Origin of the sequence: Acidihalobacter aeolianus (assembly GCF_001753165.1) — a bacterium.
In the GTDB taxonomy this organism is placed as follows: Bacteria; Pseudomonadota; Gammaproteobacteria; order DSM-5130; family Acidihalobacteraceae; genus Acidihalobacter; species Acidihalobacter aeolianus.
Genome location: NZ_CP017448.1, coordinates 2361287 through 2382077, shown reverse-complemented (window position 1 = coordinate 2382077; position 20791 = coordinate 2361287). Strand labels below are relative to the sequence as shown.

General features: G+C 64.5%; 23 protein-coding genes. 13 read left to right on the top strand and 10 right to left on the bottom strand.

The genetic code is table 11. The annotated features are described in order from the left end of the window. Both BJI67_RS10920 and BJI67_RS10915 read right to left on the bottom strand, forming a co-directional pair. Positions 1 to 1287, bottom strand: a complete 1287-nt coding sequence (locus tag BJI67_RS10920) for an HlyC/CorC family transporter (protein WP_070073054.1) — start codon at positions 1285 to 1287, stop codon at positions 1 to 3. Positions 1288 to 1366: 79 nt separating this feature from the next. After that, positions 1367 to 2179, bottom strand: coding sequence for a cytochrome C assembly family protein (locus BJI67_RS10915; RefSeq protein ID WP_070073053.1), 813 nt, complete (start codon positions 2177 to 2179; stop codon positions 1367 to 1369). Positions 2180 to 2323: 144 nt separating this feature from the next. Between BJI67_RS10915 and ffh the strand changes: the two genes are divergently transcribed. The 7 genes from ffh to BJI67_RS10880 all read left to right on the top strand — a co-directional run bounded on the left by ffh (position 2324) and on the right by BJI67_RS10880 (position 8168). Next, positions 2324 to 3688, top strand: coding sequence for a signal recognition particle protein (ffh, locus tag BJI67_RS10910; RefSeq protein WP_070073052.1), 1365 nt, complete (start codon positions 2324 to 2326; stop codon positions 3686 to 3688). 120 nt (positions 3689 to 3808) lie between these two features. Then, positions 3809 to 4060: a 30S ribosomal protein S16 gene (rpsP, locus tag BJI67_RS10905; RefSeq protein ID WP_070073051.1), complete on the top strand. Its 252-nt coding sequence runs from the start codon at positions 3809 to 3811 to the stop codon at positions 4058 to 4060. 31 nt (positions 4061 to 4091) lie between these two features. After that, complete coding sequence (gene rimM, locus BJI67_RS10900; protein WP_231940844.1) at positions 4092 to 4577, top strand: ribosome maturation factor RimM; 486 nt, start codon at positions 4092 to 4094, stop codon at positions 4575 to 4577. A 6-nt stretch (positions 4578 to 4583) separates the two neighbouring features. After that, positions 4584 to 5339, top strand: coding sequence for a tRNA (guanosine(37)-N1)-methyltransferase TrmD (trmD, locus tag BJI67_RS10895; protein WP_070073049.1), 756 nt, complete (start codon positions 4584 to 4586; stop codon positions 5337 to 5339). 17 nt (positions 5340 to 5356) lie between these two features. Next, complete coding sequence (rplS, locus tag BJI67_RS10890; protein WP_070073048.1) at positions 5357 to 5701, top strand: 50S ribosomal protein L19; 345 nt, start codon at positions 5357 to 5359, stop codon at positions 5699 to 5701. Positions 5702 to 5705: 4 nt separating this feature from the next. Beyond that, positions 5706 to 7589 (top strand): tetratricopeptide repeat protein, encoded by a 1884-nt coding sequence (locus BJI67_RS10885; RefSeq protein WP_070073047.1) that lies wholly within the window; start codon positions 5706 to 5708, stop codon positions 7587 to 7589. 36 nt (positions 7590 to 7625) lie between these two features. After that, positions 7626 to 8168, top strand: a complete 543-nt coding sequence (locus BJI67_RS10880) for a methylated-DNA--[protein]-cysteine S-methyltransferase (protein WP_083250823.1) — start codon at positions 7626 to 7628, stop codon at positions 8166 to 8168. On the opposite strand, the gene BJI67_RS10875 is transcribed toward BJI67_RS10880, so the two are convergent. Beyond that, positions 8147 to 9316, bottom strand: a complete 1170-nt coding sequence (locus BJI67_RS10875) for a GGDEF domain-containing protein (RefSeq protein ID WP_070073045.1) — start codon at positions 9314 to 9316, stop codon at positions 8147 to 8149. The two genes, BJI67_RS10880 and BJI67_RS10875, sit on opposite strands and share 22 nt — an antisense overlap. A gap of 153 nt (positions 9317 to 9469) precedes the next feature. Here BJI67_RS10875 and htpG point away from each other — a divergent pair, with 153 nt between their 5' ends. After that, positions 9470 to 11374 carry a molecular chaperone HtpG gene (gene htpG / locus BJI67_RS10870; RefSeq protein WP_407922802.1) on the top strand — a complete coding sequence of 635 codons (1905 nt, stop codon included), beginning with the start codon at positions 9470 to 9472 and terminating at the stop codon, positions 11372 to 11374. A 52-nt stretch (positions 11375 to 11426) separates the two neighbouring features. Here the strand turns inward: htpG and BJI67_RS10865 are convergent, their stop codons facing one another. Then, positions 11427 to 12800: a nicotinate phosphoribosyltransferase gene (locus BJI67_RS10865; RefSeq protein WP_070073043.1), complete on the bottom strand. Its 1374-nt coding sequence runs from the start codon at positions 12798 to 12800 to the stop codon at positions 11427 to 11429. A 186-nt stretch (positions 12801 to 12986) separates the two neighbouring features. Here BJI67_RS10865 and BJI67_RS10860 point away from each other — a divergent pair, with 186 nt between their 5' ends. Continuing rightward, the gene (locus BJI67_RS10860) at positions 12987 to 13550 is read left to right on the top strand and encodes a TetR/AcrR family transcriptional regulator (RefSeq protein ID WP_070073042.1); all 564 of its coding nucleotides are present in this window, start codon (positions 12987 to 12989) and stop codon (positions 13548 to 13550) included. A gap of 7 nt (positions 13551 to 13557) precedes the next feature. On the opposite strand, the gene BJI67_RS10855 is transcribed toward BJI67_RS10860, so the two are convergent. The 3 genes from BJI67_RS10855 to BJI67_RS10845 are packed head-to-tail and all read right to left on the bottom strand — an operon-like array spanning position 13558 to position 16485. Beyond that, positions 13558 to 14571: a lysylphosphatidylglycerol synthase transmembrane domain-containing protein gene (locus tag BJI67_RS10855; RefSeq protein WP_070073041.1), complete on the bottom strand. Its 1014-nt coding sequence runs from the start codon at positions 14569 to 14571 to the stop codon at positions 13558 to 13560. Next, positions 14568 to 15338 (bottom strand): DUF2334 domain-containing protein, encoded by a 771-nt coding sequence (locus tag BJI67_RS10850; protein ID WP_070073040.1) that lies wholly within the window; start codon positions 15336 to 15338, stop codon positions 14568 to 14570. Before BJI67_RS10850 ends, BJI67_RS10855 begins: the two co-directional genes overlap by 4 nt. Beyond that, complete coding sequence (locus BJI67_RS10845; protein WP_156782119.1) at positions 15325 to 16485, bottom strand: glycosyltransferase family 4 protein; 1161 nt, start codon at positions 16483 to 16485, stop codon at positions 15325 to 15327. Before BJI67_RS10845 ends, BJI67_RS10850 begins: the two co-directional genes overlap by 14 nt. 34 nt (positions 16486 to 16519) lie before the next feature. Here BJI67_RS10845 and BJI67_RS10840 point away from each other — a divergent pair, with 34 nt between their 5' ends. Next, positions 16520 to 17161, top strand: a complete 642-nt coding sequence (locus BJI67_RS10840) for a tetratricopeptide repeat protein (protein ID WP_070073038.1) — start codon at positions 16520 to 16522, stop codon at positions 17159 to 17161. On the opposite strand, the gene BJI67_RS10835 is transcribed toward BJI67_RS10840, so the two are convergent. Beyond that, positions 17152 to 17664, bottom strand: a complete 513-nt coding sequence (locus BJI67_RS10835) for a HugZ family pyridoxamine 5'-phosphate oxidase (protein ID WP_070073037.1) — start codon at positions 17662 to 17664, stop codon at positions 17152 to 17154. The genes BJI67_RS10840 and BJI67_RS10835 overlap by 10 nt on opposite strands. Further along, complete coding sequence (locus BJI67_RS10830) at positions 17661 to 18272, bottom strand: glycosyltransferase family protein (protein ID WP_070073036.1); 612 nt, start codon at positions 18270 to 18272, stop codon at positions 17661 to 17663. Before BJI67_RS10830 ends, BJI67_RS10835 begins: the two co-directional genes overlap by 4 nt. A 96-nt stretch (positions 18273 to 18368) precedes the next feature. Between BJI67_RS10830 and BJI67_RS10825 the strand changes: the two genes are divergently transcribed. Both BJI67_RS10825 and BJI67_RS10820 read left to right on the top strand, forming a co-directional pair. Next, positions 18369 to 19049 carry a hypothetical protein gene (locus BJI67_RS10825; RefSeq protein ID WP_083250822.1) on the top strand — a complete coding sequence of 227 codons (681 nt, stop codon included), beginning with the start codon at positions 18369 to 18371 and terminating at the stop codon, positions 19047 to 19049. Next, positions 19046 to 19486 carry a YcgN family cysteine cluster protein gene (locus BJI67_RS10820; RefSeq protein WP_070073035.1) on the top strand — a complete coding sequence of 147 codons (441 nt, stop codon included), beginning with the start codon at positions 19046 to 19048 and terminating at the stop codon, positions 19484 to 19486. The genes BJI67_RS10825 and BJI67_RS10820 overlap by 4 nt, the downstream gene beginning before the upstream one ends. A gap of 7 nt (positions 19487 to 19493) precedes the next feature. Here BJI67_RS10820 and BJI67_RS10815 read toward each other — a convergent pair whose 3' ends face one another. Beyond that, the gene (locus BJI67_RS10815) at positions 19494 to 20159 is read right to left on the bottom strand and encodes a glutathione S-transferase family protein (RefSeq protein ID WP_070073034.1); all 666 of its coding nucleotides are present in this window, start codon (positions 20157 to 20159) and stop codon (positions 19494 to 19496) included. 50 nt (positions 20160 to 20209) lie between these two features. On the opposite strand from BJI67_RS10815, the gene BJI67_RS10810 reads away from it, so the two are divergent. Continuing rightward, positions 20210 to 20605, top strand: a complete 396-nt coding sequence (locus tag BJI67_RS10810; RefSeq protein ID WP_070073033.1) for an RNA-binding S4 domain-containing protein — start codon at positions 20210 to 20212, stop codon at positions 20603 to 20605. The last annotated feature ends 186 nt before the right edge of the window (positions 20606 to 20791 follow it).

Here is a 20791-nt window from a genome sequence, read left to right as displayed (position 1 = left end):
TCAGCGTTCCGGGCGTTGCGGTCGGTAGTTGGGCAGGCGCGGTCGCGCCCGCGCGGTACGGATCGCGTTGTTCTTGATCTGCACCACTTCGATGGGGTGTCCCTCGATGAGCACCGTGGTGCCGGGTTCCGGGATCATCTCCAGATGTTCCAGCAGCAGGCCGTTGAGGGTGCGCTGGCCGCGCGTCGGCAAACGCCAGCCGAGCGATCGGTTGATGTCGCGGATATGCGTCGCGCCGTCGATGATGTAGCTGCCGTCCTCCTGCGGGAGGATGTCCTTGTTATGCGCCGTGGGGTCGGTGGTGAATTCGCCCACGACCTCTTCGAGCAGGTCCTCTAGCGTTACCAACCCCTGGATGTCGCCGTATTCGTCGACCACCAGTCCGATGCGGCGGCGTTCCGACTGGAAGCGCAGCAGCTGCTGGTTCAGCGTGGTGCCCTCCGGGATGAAATAGGGCTCGCGCAGGTGCGCGACCAGATGCTCGCGGTCGAGCTGCCCCTGCTGCTCCAACTGAAAGACCCGGCGGATATGGATGATGCCGACCACGCGGTCGATGTCGCCGTGAAAGGCGGGCAGACGGGTATACGGTGTGTGCGCAAGCTGATCCACGATCTTGTCCCAGTCCTCGCCCAGATCGAGACCGATGACCTCGTTGCGCGGGACCATGATGTCCTCGACTGTCACTTTGTCCAGATCGAGCAGGCTGAGCAGCATCTTCTGATGGCGGCGCGGAATCAGGCCGCTGGCCTGATTCATCACGCTGCGCAGCTCTTCGCGGCTCATCGGTTGCGCATCCACTTCATCGGCGGAGACGCCGACCAGACGCAGGATCGAGTTCGCCATCAGATTGACCAGCCAGACCAACGGGTACGCGAGCGTGAGCAGCGGCACGTAGATGTAGGCGGCAGGAAAGGCGATCCGCTCGGCATGCAGCACGGCGAGGGTCTTGGGCGCCACCTCGGCGAAGATCAGCAGTGCGAGGGTCAGCACGCCGGTGGCGATGGCGATGCCAGCCTCGCTGAACAGCGCATAGCCTAGGTAGGTCGCGAGCTGGGTGATGACGATGTTGGTGAAGTTGTTGCCGAGCAGGATCAGCCCGATCAACCGATCCGGTTTGGCGAGCAGCCGCTGCGCCCGCATCGCGCCGGGGTGCCCGCTCTCTGCCAGATGATGCAGGCGGTAGCGGTTGAGCGACATCAGTGCAGTCTCCGAGCCGGAGAAGAATGCGGAGAGCAGCACGAGCGCAAACAGGATGAGGCCGAGGAGGCCCAGGTCGGCGTGGTTCAAGCGAATCCGTTATGGCGATTATGGATATGTTGGCATTACACGAGGGCTTTCGCGGGGCTGTCAAGCGCCCACGGCGGCATCATGCAAGCAAGGTCACTGCGATTTCCGTGCCGAGATAGGCCAGGAGCAGGACGAAAAAGCCGCTGAGCGTCCAGCGGATGGCGATCCGTCCACGCCAGCCGAAACGCCAGCGACCCAGGAGCAGGGTGGCGAAGATCACCCAGGAGCTCAGGAAAATCGTAAACAGGATGATTTGCTGGGGGTGCAGCGAGGCGGGGAATTCGCTGACGTAGACAAAGCCGCTGACGATGGCGACGGTGAGCAGGGTAAAGCCGAGGCCGATGATCTGGAATAACACGCTCTCCGTATGTTCCAGGGGCGGCAGGGCACGCAACAAGGCGCCCGGGCGATGATTGCGCAACTGGCGGTCCTGCAGCCACAGCACGCCGGACTGCAGTGCTGCGATCAGGAACAGGCTGTAGGCGAGCAGTGAAATGAAGATGTGCGTCGCCAGCAACAGGTCGCCCGGCCGGTCGAGCACGCGCGTGCCTGGGAAGATCGATTCGGCGGCAAGGGTCAGCGCCGCAAAGGGCAGCAGGATCAGTCCCAGGTTTTCTACGGGGCTGGAGTGCAGGGCAATGAGCACGATCAGGGCAACCAGCCATCCGACCAGCGAGAAGGCATGGGAGATCCCCAGGGTGATGCCTTGAGGTGTGACGATGCCGGTATAGATGGCCAGGGCATGCAGCACCAGGGCGCCGATCCACAGCAGGGCGATATCGCGCCCGCAGGGTATCTGCACGCCGGCCGCGCGGCTACGCAGGCGCCGCCAGATCTGCTGAGTGCAGATCAGGTAGAGGAAAATGGCTGGCAGGGCGAGCGCTAATTGCATGATCGGCGAAGTGTATGTCAGGCGATGCTGAAATAGTCAGCATAGTTACACATCTTGGACCGGCAGGTGAAGCGGGGAGGCAGCCTCTGGTCAGGCGTTGAACAGGCCTTATAATGCCGGTTCGTACGAATTAGAGAGCTTCCCATGTTCGATAGCCTGAGCGAACGCCTTGCCGGCACGATACAGCGTCTGCGCGGGCAGGCGCGGCTCACCGAGGACAATATCAAGGATGCCCTCCGCGAGGTGCGCATGGCGCTGCTCGAGGCGGACGTCGCCCTGCCGGTCGTCAAGTCCTTCATCGACGCGGTACGCGAACGCGCTGTCGGCCAGGAGGTCATCCGCAGTCTGACCCCGGGGCAGGCCTTCATCAAGGTGGTGAACGACGAACTGGTCGCCGCCATGGGCACCGCGAACGCGGCCCTCGATCTCCATGCCCAGCCTCCCGCCATCGTGCTGATGGCCGGTTTGCAGGGTGCCGGCAAGACCACCACAGTGGGCAAGCTGGCGCGCTGGCTGCGCGAGGAGCGCGGCAAGTCGGTGACCGTGGTCAGCTGCGACGTGTACCGTCCGGCGGCGATCAAGCAGCTCGAGACGCTTGCGCGCGAGGTCGAGGTCGATTTCTATCCCAGTCAGGCGGATCAGGACCCCGTTGCCATCGCTCGCGCCGCGGTGGATCATGCGCGCCGCCAGCATCGCGATGTGTTGCTCGTGGACACCGCGGGCCGCCTGCACGTCGATGCGGAGATGATGGACGAGATTCGCCGGCTGCATGCCGCGCTGAATCCCGTCGAGACCCTCTTCGTGGTCGACGCGATGACCGGCCAGGACGCCGCCAATACGGCCAAGGCCTTCGGCGATGCGCTGCCGCTGACCGGCGTGGTGCTCACCAAGGCGGACGGCGACGCCCGTGGCGGCGCCGCGCTGTCGGTGCGCACGGTGACCGGCAAGCCGATCAAGTTCCTCGGCGTGGGCGAAAAGACCAAGGCGCTGGAGCCGTTTCATCCGGAGCGCATCGCCTCGCGCATTCTCGGCATGGGCGACGTGGTCTCGCTGGTCGAAGAGGCGCAGCGCAGCCTCGATCAGGAGAAGGCTGCCAAGCTGGCGCGCAAGGTGCAGAAGGGGCAAGGTTTTGATCTGGCCGATCTGCGCGATCAGTTGGAGCAGATGCTCAAGATGGGGGGGATTGCCGGCCTGCTGGACAAGCTGCCGGGTGCCGGCCAGCTCCCGGCCGGGGTGAAGAATCAGGCCAACGATGGCCAGGTCAGGCGGATGATGGCGATCATCGATTCCATGACCCTCGAGGAGCGGCGTTTCCCCGACATCATCAAGGGCTCGCGCAAGCGACGGATTGCGGTCGGTTCGGGTTCAGAGGTGCAGGATGTGAACCGTCTGCTCAAGCAGCATCTGCAGATGCGCAAGGCGATGAAGAAGTTTTCCAAGGGCGGAGGCATGGCCAAGATGATGCGTGCGATGAAGGGCCGCATGCCCGGTGGCGGGATGCCGTTCTGAAGCGAAGTGGCGTTTCCACTTCACTTTTGCCCCAAATCGCGTAAAATTGCCGGCCCGGTAGCAGTCCGTGCGTTGTACGGCTGCTTATACCCCAAGCATTAGCGTCAGGACTAGGACTACATGGTAACGATTCGACTGGCCCGAGGCGGCGCCAAGAAGCGCCCGTTCTACCACATCGTTGTGACCGACTCCCGCGGTCGGCGTGATTCCGGCTATATCGAGCGCCTGGGGTTTTTCAACCCCGTCGCGCGCGGTCAGGAACAGCGCCTGCAGATGGATGCCCCGCGGGTCGAGCACTGGCTGGCCCAGGGCGCGCTGCCCAGCGAGCGCGTCGCGCAGTTGCTCAAGGAAGCGCGCAAGTCGGCTGCCTGAAGCGCCGGCTAACATGCCGGACCGGGTGATCATGGCGCGGGTATCCGCGCCTTTCGGTATCAAGGGCTGGGTCAAGGTGCATTCCTACGCCGAGCCGCCCGGCATGCTGCTGGACTACCTCACCTGGCAGGTGGGGAGCGAAGGCAAGTGGCGCGAACGCCGGGTGGCGGAAGCGCGGGAACATGGCGGGCCGATACTACTCGTCCGTTTCGAGGGCATCGGCGACCGCGACCAGGCGGACGCCCTGCGCGGTAGCGAGGTGGCCCTTCCACGGCAGGCGCTGGAGTCACTGCCTGAAGGCGAGTACTACTGGGCCGATCTGATCGGTCTACACGTCGTTGGTGAGGACGGGAAACCTCTCGGCACGATTGAACGGATGATCGAGACCGGGGCGAACGACGTGATGGTAGTGCGCGGCGAACGCGAACGCCTGATCCCGTTTCTGCGGCCGGATGTGGTACGGGAGATTGATCTATCGGCTGGCCGCATGCAGGTCGATTGGGATGCTGATTTCTAGACGGCCATGCGTATAGATGTCGTCAGCCTGTTTCCGGAGTGGGTAGCCGGAATAGGGCGTTATGGGGTACTGGGCAGGGCCGTCGAGCGGAAGCTTCTGGACCTGCGGACCTGGAACCCGCGCGACTATACCGAGGACCGCCACCGTACGGTGGATGATCGGCCCTATGGCGGTGGCCCGGGAATGATCATGAAGGTGGAGCCGATACGCCGTGCCATCCATGCGGCCAGAGCGGATGGCGCAGGCCGGGTGATCCATCTGAGTCCTCAGGGACGGCGGCTGGATCAGGCGGCAGTTGGAAGGTTTGCAGCAGGAGGAGATCTGACCCTCCTGGCCGGGCGTTACGAAGGCATCGACGAACGCTTGATCGAGCTTGAGGTCGATGAGGAATGGTCCATCGGAGACTATGTCCTCAGCGGTGGCGAACTCGCGGCGATGGTGATGGTCGATGCGATTGCCAGGCTGTTGCCCGGCGTGTTGGGCGACAGTGAGTCGGCCGAGCAGGATTCGTTTCAGGATGGCCTGCTCGACTGCCCGCACTATACCCGACCCGAGGTCGTGGACGGATTGACGGTGCCGGGTGTGCTGTTGCAGGGCCATCATGCGGAGATTGCCCGCTGGCGGCGCAAGCAGTCGCTGGGAAGAACGTGGGAACGCCGCCCGGACTTGCTGCAGAAGGCAGCGATCTCGGAGGCCGACCGGGGTTTGCTGGATGAATATCTGGCCGAGCGTGCGGCCGCTGAGGCGGTACGCAAGGATTAATGTCGAGGATTGAAGTGATGAACGAGATTATCAGGGCGCTCGAAACCGAGCAGTTGAAGAGCGAAGTGCCGAACTTTGGACCGGGCGACACTGTCGTCGTCCAGGTCAAGGTCAAGGAAGGCAACCGCGAGCGTCTGCAGGCCTTCGAGGGCGTGGTCATCGGCAAGCGCAACCGCGGTCTTAATTCGGCCTTCACGGTACGCAAGATCTCTCACGGCGAAGGCGTCGAGCGTGTGTTCCAGACGCACAGCCCGAGCATTGCAGAGATCAGCGTGAAGCGCCGCGGCGATATCCGTCGCGCCAAGCTGTACTACCTGCGTGGACGTACCGGCAAGGCCGCTCGAATCAAGGAAAAGCTCTGATTCGATGCGCGCACGTCCCATGATGCGGGATGTGTCGCGGTTTTTCTGCCGCTTCGGACGCTCTGCCCGGACGTGGCTTGTCGCCTGGGGGCTGCTGGCCCTGCTGGCGCCGGGTACGGCCGTACTGGCGGATCAGAAACCGGTCGCAGCCGCGCAGCCCTTGGAGGGCAGCACGGCTGCGTTCTCGCAGGTGAAGGCCTATGCGCAGGCAGGGGCAGTCGACCTCGCCTTGGCCTCCATCCACGCCGGGCAACCTCCCTACGCACAACATTCCAAGCGCTGGCTGCAGTGGGAGCAGCTTAAATTCGAACTGCTCACGCGCGCCGGACGATGGCAGGAAATTGCCGATGAGGCGCGGCAACTGCCCTCTTCGCTTGCTGCGGATGCGCGCGACGCCCTGCAGACGGACGCAGCCCGCGCCTGGCTGAAGCTGCATCGTGGCAAGGAAGCTCGCCGCACCTTGCTGGATCTCCTCTGGGGGGGCGGCGCCATCCCTGCCGACTCTTCCGTCCGATTGTGGCGGCGTCTCCTGATCGAGGCCTACCTGGAAAGCGACCAGGCCGACGACGCACGTCTGGCCTTGCTGCAGTATCAGGCCGATTACCCGCTTACGGACAATCGCGAACGCGAGGTCATGTCGCGCGTCTGGCTGCGCGTCGGCGAGCCGCGCTACGCGTTGGCCCTGTTGAAGTCGGGGAACAGCGCGTCACGCTGGCTGTTTCTGTTGGCCAGTTTGAAGGCCGGTTCCCTGCCTGCCGCCAAGATCGAGCAGGAGGCGATGGATGCCGCGCAGGCCAAGGGCGTTGTGCAAACGGCTGCTGCACGTTTGTGGGCGGTATCGGCTGCCGCCGCACTGCAATTGCAAGACTGGCCAGCCGCGATGCGGGCACTGGAGCACTATCTTGCCCTTGCGCCCAGTGTGCCGATGAGCCCGTTGTTGCCATACGACGGTGATACGTTGTGGGCGACCTATCGCGAGGAAGGCGAAGCCTTGGGCAATCGCAACCGCATCCTGCTCGGCGATGACACCGCCTGGGAAAAGGCGGCAGGTGCCGCGGGCAAGGCAGGGCAAGCCCTGCAGGCGCGGGCCTATAACGCGATGTTGGCGCTGACTGGGCAGACGCCGCAAGGGCGTATGACCGGATTTCGTTGGCTACTGACGGCGCTGCTTGCCGAGCCGAATGGCACGCAACTGGTCGACCGCCTGTTCCTCACCGCTCCCAAGACCTTTCCCAAACTCGAAGCATTGCCGGTACCTGTACGTCTGGTGCTCGCCAACGATGCGGTTGACCGACATGATTTGAAGCTGGCCGCCAGGCTGATGGTGGGTGTCAATCAGGCCCCGCCGGGCGAAAATGCCTTCGATTGGTCGTTGCGAGTGGCGCGGGTGTTGATCCTTGGTGGCAAACCGGATGATGGTGTGGCCCAGCTCAAGCACCTGATCGACGGCAGTAAGAACATCGACAAGACGCAGGCCGACCGTCTGATGCAGGTGTTGTTCAATCTTCAGTCGCTCAAGCTCAACACTCAGGCCATTGCTTTGTTCCAGGCACTACTACCGCACCTGAACGACTCCCAGCAACGCCGAGAGGTGCTGTTCTGGGAGGGAGAATCCTATCAGGCGATGGGCCATTATCGCGAAGCAGCCCGGCAGTATCTCGATTCCGCAACGGCCGGCGGTCAGCAGTCCTACGACCAGTGGGGTCAGACAGCGCGTTACAATGCGGCGCAGGTGCTTGCGAAGGGCGGATTGACAGGCGATGCGCGTCGAATTCTCCGAGATCTTCTCGCGCGCACCAAGGCCCCGGGCCGAGTGGCCTTCCTTAAACAGAAATTGGCGGAGCTGGGCAAGCAGGCGTCGGACGGGAACGCCTCAGCCGGTACCTGAACTCGCTACGCTGCGATCCAAACGGTGGGTCCTGACATGCACGAGCCCGTTATGACTTCAAGGCTGATCGGTGCATTGCCGATGCCCTGGGCTACGCTCGGCGTGCATGCAGAAAGCGATCGTCTGACCGGTCTGGACTGGCTGACTGCGGAAAGCGATGTCACCCCCGAAGGTGGTCCGTTGACGACAACGGAGAGGGTGCTGCTGGAGCGCTGCCGTAGTCAGATCGAGCGTTATCTCCAGGACCCGGCACAGGGTTTCGACCTGCCGCTGACGGAAGCATTGGGCACGCCATTCCAACGTCGCGTGTGGGCCGCGTTATGTGCGATCCCGACGGGTGAGGTGCGCAGCTATGGCACCTTGGCTGCAGCACTGGGCAGCGGTCCACGCGCCGTGGCCCAGGCCTGTCGTGCTAATCCCTGGGCGCTGGTGGTGCCGTGCCATCGTGTGGTTTCCTCGAATGGCTGGGGCGGTTATGGCGGAGCGACCGATACGGACAGCCGGCTGTTGCGGGTCAAGCGGGCGATTCTAGCGCACGAGGGTGCCACAGTTCAGGCTCATTCCTCCAGCGCTAGCTGATCGTCTTCGGTCTCTGCAGCGGGATGTTCGTCATGGGCCTCGTTCGTTTGTGCCGCGGTTTGCGGACGTTCCTGTTCCACCCGGTTACGACCCAGACTCTTGGCGAGATACATGGCGCGATCCGCCCGTTGCACCAGGTTGTCGACCGTGTCACCTATGCGGTAGCTGGCGACGCCAAAGCTCGCTGTCGGTTGTACCCTGCCACCGACGCGCAGGACACTGATCCGTTTGCGTAAGCGTTCGCCGAATTGCAGCGCACGCGGCTGCGAGATTTCTGGCGCAATGATCAGAAACTCCTCCCCTCCCCAGCGGGCCAAATGGTCGAGTGTGCGCAGATCTTCGCGTACGGCGTGAGTCACCGCGCGCAGCACCGCGTCGCCGATGGCGTGGCCGTGCTGGTCGTTGACCTGTTTGAAGTGGTCGAGATCGAACAGGATCACCGACAGCGGACGACCGTAGCGCTTGGCTCGGGTGACTTCATGCGCCAGCAGTTCCTCGGCACGCCTTCGATTGGCGCAGCCGGTCAGCGGGTCGGAAAAGGCCAGCGTGCGCATGCGCGCATACTGCGGCCTCAGTTGCGCGAAGCTGAAGTGCGTGAAGATATACACGATGCTTGCGGCGACGAGCTGGGTCATCGACGCCAGCAGCGAGACGTTGCGCCCGCCCGTTGCGATTCCGGTCCACAGGGCGAGGATGACCAGTGCCAGCGTGACCGCCAGGCTGGCGAACAGTGCGTTGCGTGGCGACCAGATCAGAAAAGCGAGCAGATAAGACAGGAAAAACCAAAAGTTGCGGGCGCCGAGCGGCCCGGAGCCGAAGGGGTAGTGAAACGTCTTGTAGGCAAGGGCCGTCAGCAGATAGGCGGTCAACAGCCCCCAGGCGATACGTTCTATCCACGGCAGCAGCAACGGCCGTCGCCAGAGGGCGACGGTGAGAAGCAGCAGCGTCGTGCCGAGCAGTGGCAGGATGCGGGCGTCGACCGGGTTGAACAGACCCACGCGGTGCACGAGGACGGCTGCGGTGAGGCTGGCGATCCCGCCGCACGACATGCCCAGCAACGCCATCCTGCGCTTGATGCGGTCGAAGGCATCTGGAGGGGCTTCTTGTCGCTGAGCGCCGTCTCCGAGCGGGGTGCCCCCGTCTGCCATGCGGATCTCCGATTCTTTTGTGTGATTGTTTCTGCGCCGGCCGGGAATATGTCACATTTTGCCGGGGCATGCATCGCCCTGAGCTTGAAATCCGCGTATTTCCCCCCATAAATCGTCCTGGTACCCGAGAGGTGGGGCCGGGACACTGATTTAATGGGAGAAGGCATGAACAGCTCAACCAAGGAAACGCTCGCCTTTCAGACGGAAGTCAATCAGCTGCTCAAGCTGATGATTCACTCGCTGTACTCGAACAAGGAGATCTTTCTTCGCGAACTGATCTCCAATGCTTCGGATGCCTGCGACAAGCTGCGTTTCGAGGCACTGACCGACGACGCCTTGTACGAGGGCGACAACAATCTACAGGTGGATGTCGAGTTCGACGCCGAGGCGGGCACGCTGACCGTGCGCGACAACGGCATCGGCATGAATCGCGACGAGGTGGTTGCCAATATCGGCACCATCGCCAAGTCCGGCACACGTGAATTCTTCAGCCAGCTGACCGGTGATCAGGCCAAGGATACCCGGCTGATCGGTCAGTTCGGCGTCGGCTTCTATTCGGCGTTCATCGTCGCCGACCGGGTGGTGCTGACCACGCGTCGCGCAGGCATGGGCGCGGAGCATGGCGTGCGCTGGGAATCCGAGGGTACCGGCAGCTATACGCTCGAAACCGTGGAAGTCCCGCAGCGAGGGACCGAGATCGTGCTGCACCTGCGCGAGGACGAGCGCGAGGATCTGCTCAACGACTGGCGCCTGCGCAGCATCGTCACCAAGTATTCCGACCACGTCCCGCTGCCGATCCGCATGCGCAAGCGTGACGACGAAGGCAAGCCCGGCGAGGAATGGGAGACCGTGAACAAGGCCTCCGCGCTGTGGCAGCGCTCCAAGTCGGAAATCAGCGAGGACGAGTACAAGGCCTTCTACAAGCACGTGGCCCACGACTTTGGCGAACCCCTGGCCTGGACCCACAACCGCGTCGAGGGCAAGCTCGAATACACCAGCCTGCTGTATGTGCCGACCAAGGCGCCGTTCGACCTGTGGGACCGCGATCACACCCATGGTCTCAAGCTCTATGTGCAGCGCGTGTTCATCATGGACGACGCAGAACACCTGATGCCGCGCTATCTGCGCTTTGTGCGCGGCGTGGTGGATTCGGCCGATCTGCCGCTGAACGTGTCGCGCGAGATCCTGCAGGACAACCGGGTGATCGAACAGATCCGCGCCGGCTCGGTGAAGAAGCTGCTGGGTATGCTCGAGGACATGGCGGAGAAGCGCCCCGAGGATTACCAGAAATTCTGGGACGAATTCGGCCGCGTGCTCAAGGAAGGGCCGGCAGAAGATTTCGCCAACCGCGAAACCATTGCCGGACTGCTGCGCTTTGCCAGCACGCACACCGACACCGAGACGCAGACGGTTTCGCTGCGCGACTACATTGCGCGCATGCCCGAAGGACAGGACAAGATCTACTACATCACCGCCGATTCCTTCATGGCGGCGAAGAACAGCCCGCATCTCGAGCTGCTGCGCAAGAAGGGTATCGAGGTGCTGCTGATGTACGACCGCGTCGACGAGTGGCTGATGGGTAACTTGAATGAGTTCGACGGCAAGCAGTTCCAGTCGGTCGCCAAGGGCGATCTCGATCTCGGTGCCGTCGAGTCCGAGGAAGAACGCAAGGCGCAGGAAGAGATCGAGACCGAGGCCAAGGATCTGGTTGCGCGCGTCAAGGACGTGCTCGGCGACAAGGTCGAGTCGGTGCGCGTATCGCATAGATTGACCAGCTCGCCCGCCTGCATCGTCCTCGGCGAACACGACATGGCGTTGTACATGCAGCAGCTGCTCAAGCAAGCCGGGCACGAGATGCCGGGCAGCAAGCCGGTGCTGGAGATCAATCCCGGCCATCCGATGGTCGCCCGGCTGGGTGCCGAGCAGGATGCCACGCGCTTCGACGAATGGGCACGCCTGCTGTTCGACCAGGCCGTGCTGGCCGAGGGTGGGCAGTTGGAAGATCCGGCCGGCTTCGTGTCGCGGCTGAACCAGTTGATGCTGGCTCTGGCAGGCTAGCGCGAAGGTCGCCTGTTCCCCGGTCGGCCGGGGAACAGGCCCTGGACGGCTATCAGGCTGCCGAATCCAGCGTACGCACAAGCTCGCTGAGCGCCGGCGAGATGTCTACCGGGTAATCCGATGGCCCTGGCGTCAGTTCACGCAGGGTCTGCGTTAGCCGCTCGAGCTGTGCCTGGGTATGCTCGCGTGCGTCCGCCAGCGTGGGCAGTGGCGCGAGCAACCGACCCTCGCGCATCACCGGCCGGAGCAGCGGCTCGCCCTGCTGCGGGTCGTCCTCAAGAGTCAGGCAGTCGCCCGCCATGCGGCCGTCAGCCGAATAGTGCCGGTAGACCTGCTTGCGTCCGGGCCAGGTCGTCTTGCCCTCCGCGCGTTTGCGCCGCGCCTGTCCCGCGTATTCCTGCAGCTTATAGGCGCAATCCAGATAGGGCGCATCGGCGGAAACGTCCATGCGCGTGCCGACGCCGAAACCGTCGATAGGGGCACCTTTCGCGAGCAGGGCACGGATCGCATGTTCGTCGAGGTTGCCGCTGGCGAAGACGGTTGCGTCGCCGAGTCCTCCGGCATCGAGTATGTCGCGCACGCCGCGCGAGAGCGTGGCCAGGTCGCCGCTGTCCAGGCGCACGCCGCGGATGCGAATTCCGCTGCCGCGCAGGCGTTCGGCGAGCCTCACGGCCTTGCGCGCGCCTTCCAGCGTGTCGTAGCTGTCGATCAGCAGCACGGTATTGTCCGGATGATTCCTGGCGTAGGTTTCGAACGCATCCATCTCGCGTTCGTGCGCGATGACGAAGGAATGCGCCATGGTGCCGAACAGGGGGATGCCGAACGACTTGCCGGCCAACACTGTGGCAGTGCCGTCGAACCCCGCGAGATAGGCCGAACGGGCGGCGAGTACGCCGGCCTCGCTGCCGTGCGCGCGGCGCATGCCGAAGTCGACCAGCAGACGATCCTCCGCCGCCAGTCGCACGCGTGCCGCCTTGGATGCGATCAGGGTCGCAAAATGGAGCAGGCTGAGGACACGACTCTCGACCAGTTGCGCCAGCGGCAGGGGCGCGGTGATGCGCAGGATCGGCTCGTCGGGAAAGAACACGGTGCCTTCCGGCATGGCGTCGATGTCGCCGGTAAAGTGGACTTGTGCAAGGTAGTCGATCAGGCGGCTGTCGGCATGTCCCTCGCGTTCAAGCCAGGTGAGTTCGTCATCCTCGAAATGCAGCGAGGCGAGAAACTCGACCACCTGTTCGAGTCCGGCGGACAGCAGAAATCTGCGCTCTGCAGGCAGGCTGCGGACGAAAAATTCGAACACGGCACGCTCGGTCATGCCGCGCGCAAGATAGGTCTGCATCATGGTCAGCTGATACAGATCGGTCATGAGTGGCGTTTTGGAGACGCATTCAGTCACAGCAGCTGCCCCGTGTGTCGCTTGGAACATCGGGTCATCTTACTCCTCTGCGTAAGCGCGCCGCTCGCTGCTGGCTGCGATGATATATCGCAACGCAGGCTATCGACGGCCGCTGGTGTTGCGGCAAACTTGGCGGCTTCGCCCGGTGTCCGCGTCCGCGGACGCCGGGCGAAGCGTTATACTTGATGCGAACTCAGCGACAAGAAGCATTCATTTATGGGATCGAAGGGTGATCTCAATCGTCAGCGTATCGTGGAAGCAGCCGATGAGCTGTTCTATCACCAGGGCTATAACCAGACCTCATTCAGTGACATCGCACAGGCAGCGGATCTCTCGCGCGGCAATTTCTATTACTACTTCAAGAGTAAGGACGATATCCTTTCCGCAGTTATCGCCAGCCGCAGATCGCGCCTGAGCGAGCAGTTGGAGGCATGGTCAGATCCGGCCACGGAACCTCGTGAGGCATTGCGCTGCTTCGTGCAGGTCATGCTCGACAATCGTGGTGAAGTGCTGCGCTATGGCTGTCCAGTGGGATCGCTGACCCAGGATCTGAGCAAAACTCAGCGCAAACTGCAGGCGGAGGCGATTGCGCTGTTCGAGGTGTTGCGCGAGTGGCTGGTCGCGCAGATGTCACGCCTGGAGGTCGCTGACCCGGAGGCCATGGCGATGCACATGCTCGCAGTCTGCCAGGGCATCACACTGCTGGGCAGTGTGTATGCCGATCCTGTGTTCATGGCCCGCGAGGCGGAGAGGCTGGAGGCCTGGATCGAGTCGCTCTGACGACGCTTCAGCTCGTCGACTCGTGGTGCCGGTGGCGGCGAGCAACCAGTAGCCTGCCGGTGGCGGCACCGGCGGTGGCCGCAAACACCGGCGCCCCGGCCAGCAGGTACCAGTAGAAGGTGGCGAAGCGCCAGAGAATGAGCGCCAAGGCTAGCTTGTCCGCCGACAGCCAGGCAGCGAGCAGAGCGGAAAAGCCGAGTTCGACACTGCCCGTGCCACCCGGAAGGAAGCTGAGCTGGCCGGCAAACAGCAACATACCCTGCACCACGAACAGATAAGACCACGGCACCGGATGATGCAGGGCATAAAGCACTACCGGCAGGATGCTGTAGCGGAGCAACCAGTGCGCCATGCAGTAGGCATACAGCGTCACCAGCCGATGCTTGGGCATGCCCAGCAGCAGCTTCACCGCATGGCGGAACTGAAGTACGCCGCGCGCCAGGCGCCGGCGTCGGCTCATGCTCACACGCAGGCGCCGCAATAGCGGGCCGAACGCACGTAAAACTGTGCGGTAGCGGCGCAGCACCAGCCAGATGAAGCCGAGTCCGCAGCCCAGCAGGCCGATCAGCAGGCCGAGCAGCCAGAGCGGGTGGTCCAGGTGTCGATCGATGGTGAAGACTGCCAGTGCGAGCGGCATCGCGGTCGAAAAGAACACCAGGTCCATGATGTGGTCCACGGCGTACAGCGCGGCGCCATGTCCTGGCTTTACACGTTGCTGATGCAGCAGATAGACGTAGGTCAATGGCCCGCCGACGCCGGCAGGGGAGGCCGCACCGGCGAATTCCGTGGAGATTACGGTGGCCAATGCCTGCCGTCGGCTCAAGTGACCGTCCACACCCGAAACCAGCAGGCGCAGACGGGCGGCGTTGAACAGCCAGCCGACGAAAACCATGGCTAGGATGGTCGGTATCAGCCAGTGAGCCACCTCCGGCAACTGCATGATCACGCCAAAACCCCCGTAGCTTAACGGGATGGCAAGGCTCAGCAGCAGGGCGAGTCCGATCAGTATCGCGCGTTTCATGCGCCAGCCGCGAGCCAGGCGGCCTTGGTCATCGGCGTACGGTCGTCGTTCAGTGAGTGGGCCAGGGTCCTGCGCCAGTAGTCCACCGCCTGTGGGTGGGCGGCATCGGCCGGATGCAGGCCGAGCCGCAGCAGTGGGGCGGCCCGCAGACGGCGGTGCTGCACCTCGTTCACCACCCGCGAGGCGGCGCGGCGCCAGGCGGAGCGGACACTCCACACCAGGCTCGGGTGGCCGGTCACCTGCCAGTCGGGCAGACGATAGAGATGGGTACGGGTCGAGGTGTAGCACAGACGCGTGCGTCCCAGTGCCGCACGGGTGCCCTCGCTCATCAGCCAGGCGGGTGCCACGAAGCCCTGCACCGGCCAGCCCAGGGCGTCGAATTCGGCCAGCCCTCGCTGCAGCAGTGCCTCTGCGGCATCCTCTTCCAGGGCGGCGAACTCGCCCTCCGAGGCGGTATAGATGCGGCGCGTCAGCCACTGTAGCGGCCCACTCGGCGGCGCTGCGCTGTCATCGAGGTGGTGGAAGCCGTGCACGGCGAGTTCGTCGCCGCGCTGCAGGCGTTCCTCGATCGCGCGGCGGAAGCCCGCGTCGGCGGTGATGGCGCCGCGGTGGTGATAGTCGGGAACCACCAGTAGGGTGACGGGCACCTCACCGCAGGCGTCGATGGTCTTGAGCAGCGAAGCACAGGCCGGCCAGGTGGCGGGGGCGACATCGTGCAGCACCACGCTGACGGCACGCGGTGCGCGGTTCGTTTCAGGCGCTGGCACGGCGGCCGGTCTCCTGCTCGGGGCTGCCGGCGCCCAGCAGCCGGCAGTAGGTTTGGAAAAGCTGAGTGAAGGCGCGATCCCACGTCCAGTGGGCCTCGACCTGCCGTCGTGCCTCGCGGCCCATCGCCGCGACGTCCTGAGTGAACAGGTGTTCCACCGCCTCCGCCAGATGCGCTGGTGCGCTGCTGCGCGCGAGCGCGCCTACCGCCGGATTGATCAGCTCGGGAATGGCGCCGGCATCGACGCCGACGGCCGGGATGCCGCTGGCCATCGCCTCGAGCACGATCAGACCGAAGGTCTCGTTGTCGCCGGCGTGTACCAGCGCGTCCGCGGAAGCGAGCATGCGAGCCAGTTCCTGGGCAGAGAAGAAGTGCGAGAAACAGCTCACGTTGCCGTTGGAAGGGAAGGGCATGTCCGGCCCGACCAGCAGCAGATGGTAGTGGGGGCCGAGCCGCTTGAACGCCTCGACCAGTTGTTCCAGATTCTTTTCGCGGGCGTAGCGTCCGGCGAAGATCAGCAGGTGCGTGTGTGCGCCGATGCCGAGCTGGCGCCGTAGGTGCGGGTCGCGATGACGGGGGTGGAAACCCACCGCATCGACTCCGAGGGGCTGTACCGAAACCCGCTCGACGCCCAGTTCCTGCAGGTGTTCGAGCATCGTGCGACTGGGCGTGAGCACATGATCGAAGCGCCGGTAGAGGCGGCGGACATAGGCCTGCGTGATGGGCAGGGTGCGCGGTCCCAGGCGTTTGGCCAGCAGGCGCGGGAGGTCGGAATGGTAGAATCCGATCACAGGCACGCCCAGTCGCTCCCCGGCGGTCAGCGCCGCACCGGCCAGACGGTAGGGATCGCCCGCTTCGATCAGGTCGGGCGACAGCTCCACCAGCTTGCGCACCCAGGGGCCGCGGCGCAGCGGGAAGCGGTAGCCGTTGGAGAAGGGCAGCGGCGGTGCCGGCACGGTGAAGGTGCCCGGCGTGTCCTGGGCCAGGCGCGTGCCGGGGGCCAGCAGGCTGTGGCGGGCCAGCGTATGATGCGCCAGCCATTGCCGCTTGGCATCGAGATACCGGCGCACGCCACCGCTTTCGGGCGCATAGAACATGGTGATGTCGCACAGATGCATGGCCGGCATCGGGGTTTGGCTTTTACTCACTCACAATCCATCAATCACGCATCAATACGACAGTATGACGGATTTCAACACGGCGCTCGACCTCTACCTGCGCGGCGACCGCGAGGGCGCGCTGCGCCTGTGGCGCATGCTGGCCGATCAGGGCGACGTGCGTGCGCAATACAACCTCGGGGTGATCTACGATCAGGGCGAAGGCGTCGCCGCGGACAAGCCGCTGGCCGCCGCCTATTATCGCGCAGCCGCCGCGCAGGGCTTTGCGGATGCTGCGCTCAACCTCGCGCTGATGCTCGACGGAGGCGACGGCGTCGAGCGCGATCCGCAGCAGGCGGCACACTGGTTCTGGGTCGCCGCGGAGGCGGGCAATCCGCAGGCGCAGTTCCAGCTCGGCCTCAAGTACGACACCGGCGAGGGACTGCCGCGGGACGCGGACCAGGCGGCGCGCTGGTATTACCGCGCGGCCGAGGCGGGCGAGGCGCATGCGGCGAGCAATCTCGGGCGTTGTTTCGCGATGGGCGAAGGAGTGACGCGCAGCGACGTCGACGCCTTCAAGTGGTTCGCCATCGCGGCCGAGTTGGGCGCGGCGAATGCGGCCCGCTACCGCGAGCGGGTGGCGCGCGAACTGGGTGCGGAAGATCGCCTGCGCGCGGGCGAAGCGGCCGAACGCTGGTTGCGCGAGTTCCGCGCGCGTCAGTCCTGAGCGGCGTCGCCGGCGGACGGCGGGCCCACCGGGCGGATCTCCCCGCCGACGAGATCGTAGGCGCGGCCGAAACCGGTCACCAGGCGTCCGCCATCCAGCGGGTGCAGGCGGAACAGGCGAAAATCCGGCAGGCTGCGCAGCACCTCGATCACGTTGCCGAAGCGTTCCGCGAAGGCCGCCAGCAGGGCGCTGCCCGCGGGCGCGTGCACCTCGGTTTCGGTCACCTCGCAGACCTGGCTGAGCCGGGCGCGGGCGAAGATCTGCGGACTGTCCGCTTCGTCGCGCACCAGCAGCACCGACACCGGTCGACCGGAGGCCAGATGGCGCGTGTGTGCGGCCAGTCCGCTGACGAATACGTGGTAGTCGCCGCCGGCATCGCGCACGAAGGGAGCGGGGCTGGCGTGCGGGCACCCGTTCTCGTCGAGCGTCGCGAGAATCAGCGAACGGCACTGCGCATGGAGCGCGTCCAGTGCGTCCTGCGGATCTTCGGCGCGTTCGTTCATGCGGACTTGTCCGTGCGGGCCTCGAGCCAGGCGCGCGCATCGGCACAGAGCTTCCGGGTCGCTTCCGGATCGTCCTGCAGTGCACGCAGGGCGTCGGCCATTTCCTCGACCGTATCGGTGCGGCGGATCACGCCGGCCGCGGCGGCGGCCGCGACATCCGGGTTGCGCTGACCGCCAGGGCCGGCGATCACCGGTTTACCGGCGAGAATCGGCGTGACGAGATCGGGCTCGGAGGTCGCTTCAGCAGTCAGCGTGCCGCCGAGCAGCACCACATCGGCGCAGGCGTAAAAATCGGACACCGGCTCAGGGTCCTCGATGAAATAGATGCGGTTGTTCTTGGGCACCTTCGAAGTGAACAGGCGCGTATGCCGGATTGTCGGCAGGCTGTATTTGAGCGCGTCGCGATAAACCGGCTCGTAGCGCTCGGAGTCGGCGGGCGAGATCATCATGATCGCGGTCTTCTTGCGCAGGATGTCGAACAGCACGCCATAGGCACGCGCTTCCTCGCCTTCGCTGGTATTGGGTGCGTAGAACACCCAGTAGCCGCGCTCGCGGAAATCCGCGAAGCGCTCGCACAGCGAGGTATCCGGTCGATAGTCGGGGAGCATCTTCACGGGTCTCCAGAATGCTTGGGATGGGCGGCAGTATATCAGCCGGTTCCGGCTACGGCGGATGCTAAACTGGGTCCAAATGGGGGGATCTTGATGTTGCGCAACAGCCTGCTCTGGGTGTTGTTGGTGCTGGTCCTGCTGCTGGGTGCGGCAAGCTGGTTTGGGCACGGCAAACCGACTGAGGTTACGGACCTGCCCTGGCAGGTCGAGCGTCTTCCGGAGGGTGCGTCGCGGGTGTTCGGTGTGACGTTGGGACGGACCACGGCACGCGAACTCGACCAGCGTCTGCACAGTGTGCCGCGTGTCGCGCTGTTCGAATCATCCAATGGGCACCTGAGTCTCGAGGCATACTACGGCACGCTCACCCTCGGTATGTTCGAGGCCCGCCTAGAAGTGACACTCGATGCCTCGGCAGGCACTCTGCGCGCTTTTGCAGCCTCTGCCATCGCCCGGCAGCCGACCGTCACCGGTGCCTGGCGCATGGAGCTGACCGAGCAGACCGTACACGAAGCGCTGGGACTGCCTATCGTCGGCATCACCTATGTACCGCGCGTGCGATACGATGTGGATCTGGCGTTGAAATCCTTCGGCAAGCCGGCAACCCGGATCGAGGTGGCGGACGGCCAGACCTACTGGCTCTATCCCGACCGGGGGCTGGCGCTGTTGCGGCACTCGGACGGTCGGGCGATGCTGCACTATGTCGCGCCCTCGGCATTCCCTGCCGTGCGTGCGCGCATCGAAGGCATGGCGGGCGACTACGCGAAGAGGGGATGAGCTTGAGAGTCGAGTTTTGGCGCCGCATTCCGCTGGCGCAGATGACCGCGGAGGAATGGGAGGCGGTGTGCGACGGCTGCGGCCGCTGCTGCCTGCACAAGCTGCAGGACGAGGACACCGGCGAACTCTTCTTCACCGACGTCGCCTGCCATCTGCTCGATGCCCAGGCCTGCCAGTGCCGCGATTACACACACCGCCGCCGAGTAGTCCCTGACTGCATCGAGCTTACCCTGCGCGACCTGCAAAATTTCGACTGGCTGCCGGCGACCTGTGCCTACCGGCTGCTCGCCGCCGGTCAGACATTGCCGGAGTGGCACCACCTCGAGTGCGGCGACCGCGAGGCGGTGCACCGTGCCGGCATCTCCGTTCGCGGTCGCTGCGTGAGCGAGCGCGAGGTCGACGACATTGAGGAACGCATCGTCGAGTGGCTGCGCTGACCAATGCTCAGGCGGCGATCAGCCGTTCGGCGGCGTAAGCGCTGTTCTTGCGCACATACTCGGCGAACAGGGTCGGGAACTCGTCCACCACCGAGCGTTGCACCTCAGGCAGGGCCAGTAGCGTGCGTGCCCACGCGTTCAGTCGCGGATAGCGGGATTCCGGCATCACATCGTCCATCGGCTTGATCAGTGCATAGCGCATGAAGATCGGCGCATAGGCGGCGTCGACCAGCGAGAAGCGCTCGCCGTTGAAGTAGGGCCCCTCGCCGAGAATCGCCTCCACCTTGTCCAGGTTGCCTTCGGCGCGGGCGCGCACCGTCTCGAAGGCCTCTTCGTCCTTGGCCACTGTGAGATGATACTGATCGCCGATGCACTGCTCGCCGAACTGGATCCAGCTGCGGTTGCGCGCCCGGACCAGCGGGTCCTCCGGGTTCAGGTGCGGCGGCGTGATGTCGTCGATGTACTCGTTGATGATCGCGGATTCGAACAGCGCGCTGCCGTCGTCCAGGCGCAGTGCCGGCACCTTGCCGAAGGGCGAGATCTTGAGAAACCAGTCGGGCGGGCTGGCGAGGTCGATATAGGTGATGTCGAAGGGCACCTGCTTGTGCAGCAGCGTGACGACGCTGCGCTGCACGAAGGGGCAAAGCTTGAAGCTGATCAGTTCAAGGGCCATGGGCGTCTCCGTTGGATGGGGTTGCAGATGAGCAAAGGAGGCAGTCGCTGATGCAGTCGCCGTCGGGAGAATCGGTCAGGATCGATAAATGGCTGTGGGCTGCGCGCTTCTTCAAGACGCGTACACTGGCGGCCGCCGCCGTGAACGGGGGCAAGGTACATCTCAACGGGGCGCGCGTAAAGCCGTCGCGCGGGGTCAAGCCGGGCGATCGCCTGGCGATCCTGCGCGGCGAGGATCGCTACGAAGTCGAGATCGTACAACTCAGCGAGCGGCGTGGTCCGGCAACGGCAGCGCAGGCCCTCTACGCCGAAAACGAAGCTGCGCGGCAGGCTCGGGAAACACGTGCGCAGGAAAGGCGTTTCGAGCGAGCCGGGGCGGTCGCACCCGCACAGCGGCCGGACAAGCATGCGCGCCGGCGTATCCGTCAGTTGCGCGGTCACGACTGATGCGCGTCCAGGGCCTGTTCACACTATGGGGTGGTGTGCTGCCGGAGCCACTTTACGCGGCTCGGCAGGCGCCGCGAGCGCGGTGTGGCCGGCCACATGAGCGAGCGGCAACACCGCGAGATGCGGAAAGCGGCCCGGCCCTGCGGGTTGCGGCTGAAAAACTGCCGCTCTGTGTTGCTCGTCACT

Excerpts from the sequence above, each read along its gene's own strand:
- BJI67_RS10915 (WP_070073053.1), bottom strand. The coding sequence starts at position 2,179 with ATGCAATTAGCGCTCGCCCTGCCAGCCATTTTCCTCTACCTGATCTGC.
- ffh (WP_070073052.1), top strand. The coding sequence starts at position 2,324 with ATGTTCGATAGCCTGAGCGAACGCCTTGCCGGCACGATACAGCGTCTG.
- rpsP (WP_070073051.1), top strand. The coding sequence starts at position 3,809 with ATGGTAACGATTCGACTGGCCCGAGGCGGCGCCAAGAAGCGCCCGTTC.
- rimM (WP_231940844.1), top strand. The coding sequence starts at position 4,092 with ATGGCGCGGGTATCCGCGCCTTTCGGTATCAAGGGCTGGGTCAAGGTG.
- trmD (WP_070073049.1), top strand. The coding sequence starts at position 4,584 with ATGCGTATAGATGTCGTCAGCCTGTTTCCGGAGTGGGTAGCCGGAATA.
- rplS (WP_070073048.1), top strand. The coding sequence starts at position 5,357 with ATGAACGAGATTATCAGGGCGCTCGAAACCGAGCAGTTGAAGAGCGAA.
- BJI67_RS10885 (WP_070073047.1), top strand. The coding sequence starts at position 5,706 with ATGCGCGCACGTCCCATGATGCGGGATGTGTCGCGGTTTTTCTGCCGC.
- BJI67_RS10880 (WP_083250823.1), top strand. The coding sequence starts at position 7,626 with ATGCACGAGCCCGTTATGACTTCAAGGCTGATCGGTGCATTGCCGATG.
- BJI67_RS10875 (WP_070073045.1), bottom strand. The coding sequence starts at position 9,316 with ATGGCAGACGGGGGCACCCCGCTCGGAGACGGCGCTCAGCGACAAGAA.
- htpG (WP_407922802.1), top strand. The coding sequence starts at position 9,470 with ATGGGAGAAGGCATGAACAGCTCAACCAAGGAAACGCTCGCCTTTCAG.
- BJI67_RS10865 (WP_070073043.1), bottom strand. The coding sequence starts at position 12,800 with ATGTTCCAAGCGACACACGGGGCAGCTGCTGTGACTGAATGCGTCTCC.
- BJI67_RS10860 (WP_070073042.1), top strand. The coding sequence starts at position 12,987 with ATGGGATCGAAGGGTGATCTCAATCGTCAGCGTATCGTGGAAGCAGCC.
- BJI67_RS10855 (WP_070073041.1), bottom strand. The coding sequence starts at position 14,571 with ATGAAACGCGCGATACTGATCGGACTCGCCCTGCTGCTGAGCCTTGCC.
- BJI67_RS10840 (WP_070073038.1), top strand. The coding sequence starts at position 16,520 with ATGACGGATTTCAACACGGCGCTCGACCTCTACCTGCGCGGCGACCGC.
- BJI67_RS10835 (WP_070073037.1), bottom strand. The coding sequence starts at position 17,664 with ATGAACGAACGCGCCGAAGATCCGCAGGACGCACTGGACGCGCTCCAT.
- BJI67_RS10830 (WP_070073036.1), bottom strand. The coding sequence starts at position 18,272 with ATGCTCCCCGACTATCGACCGGATACCTCGCTGTGCGAGCGCTTCGCG.
- BJI67_RS10825 (WP_083250822.1), top strand. The coding sequence starts at position 18,369 with ATGTTGCGCAACAGCCTGCTCTGGGTGTTGTTGGTGCTGGTCCTGCTG.
- BJI67_RS10820 (WP_070073035.1), top strand. The coding sequence starts at position 19,046 with ATGAGCTTGAGAGTCGAGTTTTGGCGCCGCATTCCGCTGGCGCAGATG.
- BJI67_RS10815 (WP_070073034.1), bottom strand. The coding sequence starts at position 20,159 with ATGGCCCTTGAACTGATCAGCTTCAAGCTTTGCCCCTTCGTGCAGCGC.
- BJI67_RS10810 (WP_070073033.1), top strand. The coding sequence starts at position 20,210 with ATGCAGTCGCCGTCGGGAGAATCGGTCAGGATCGATAAATGGCTGTGG.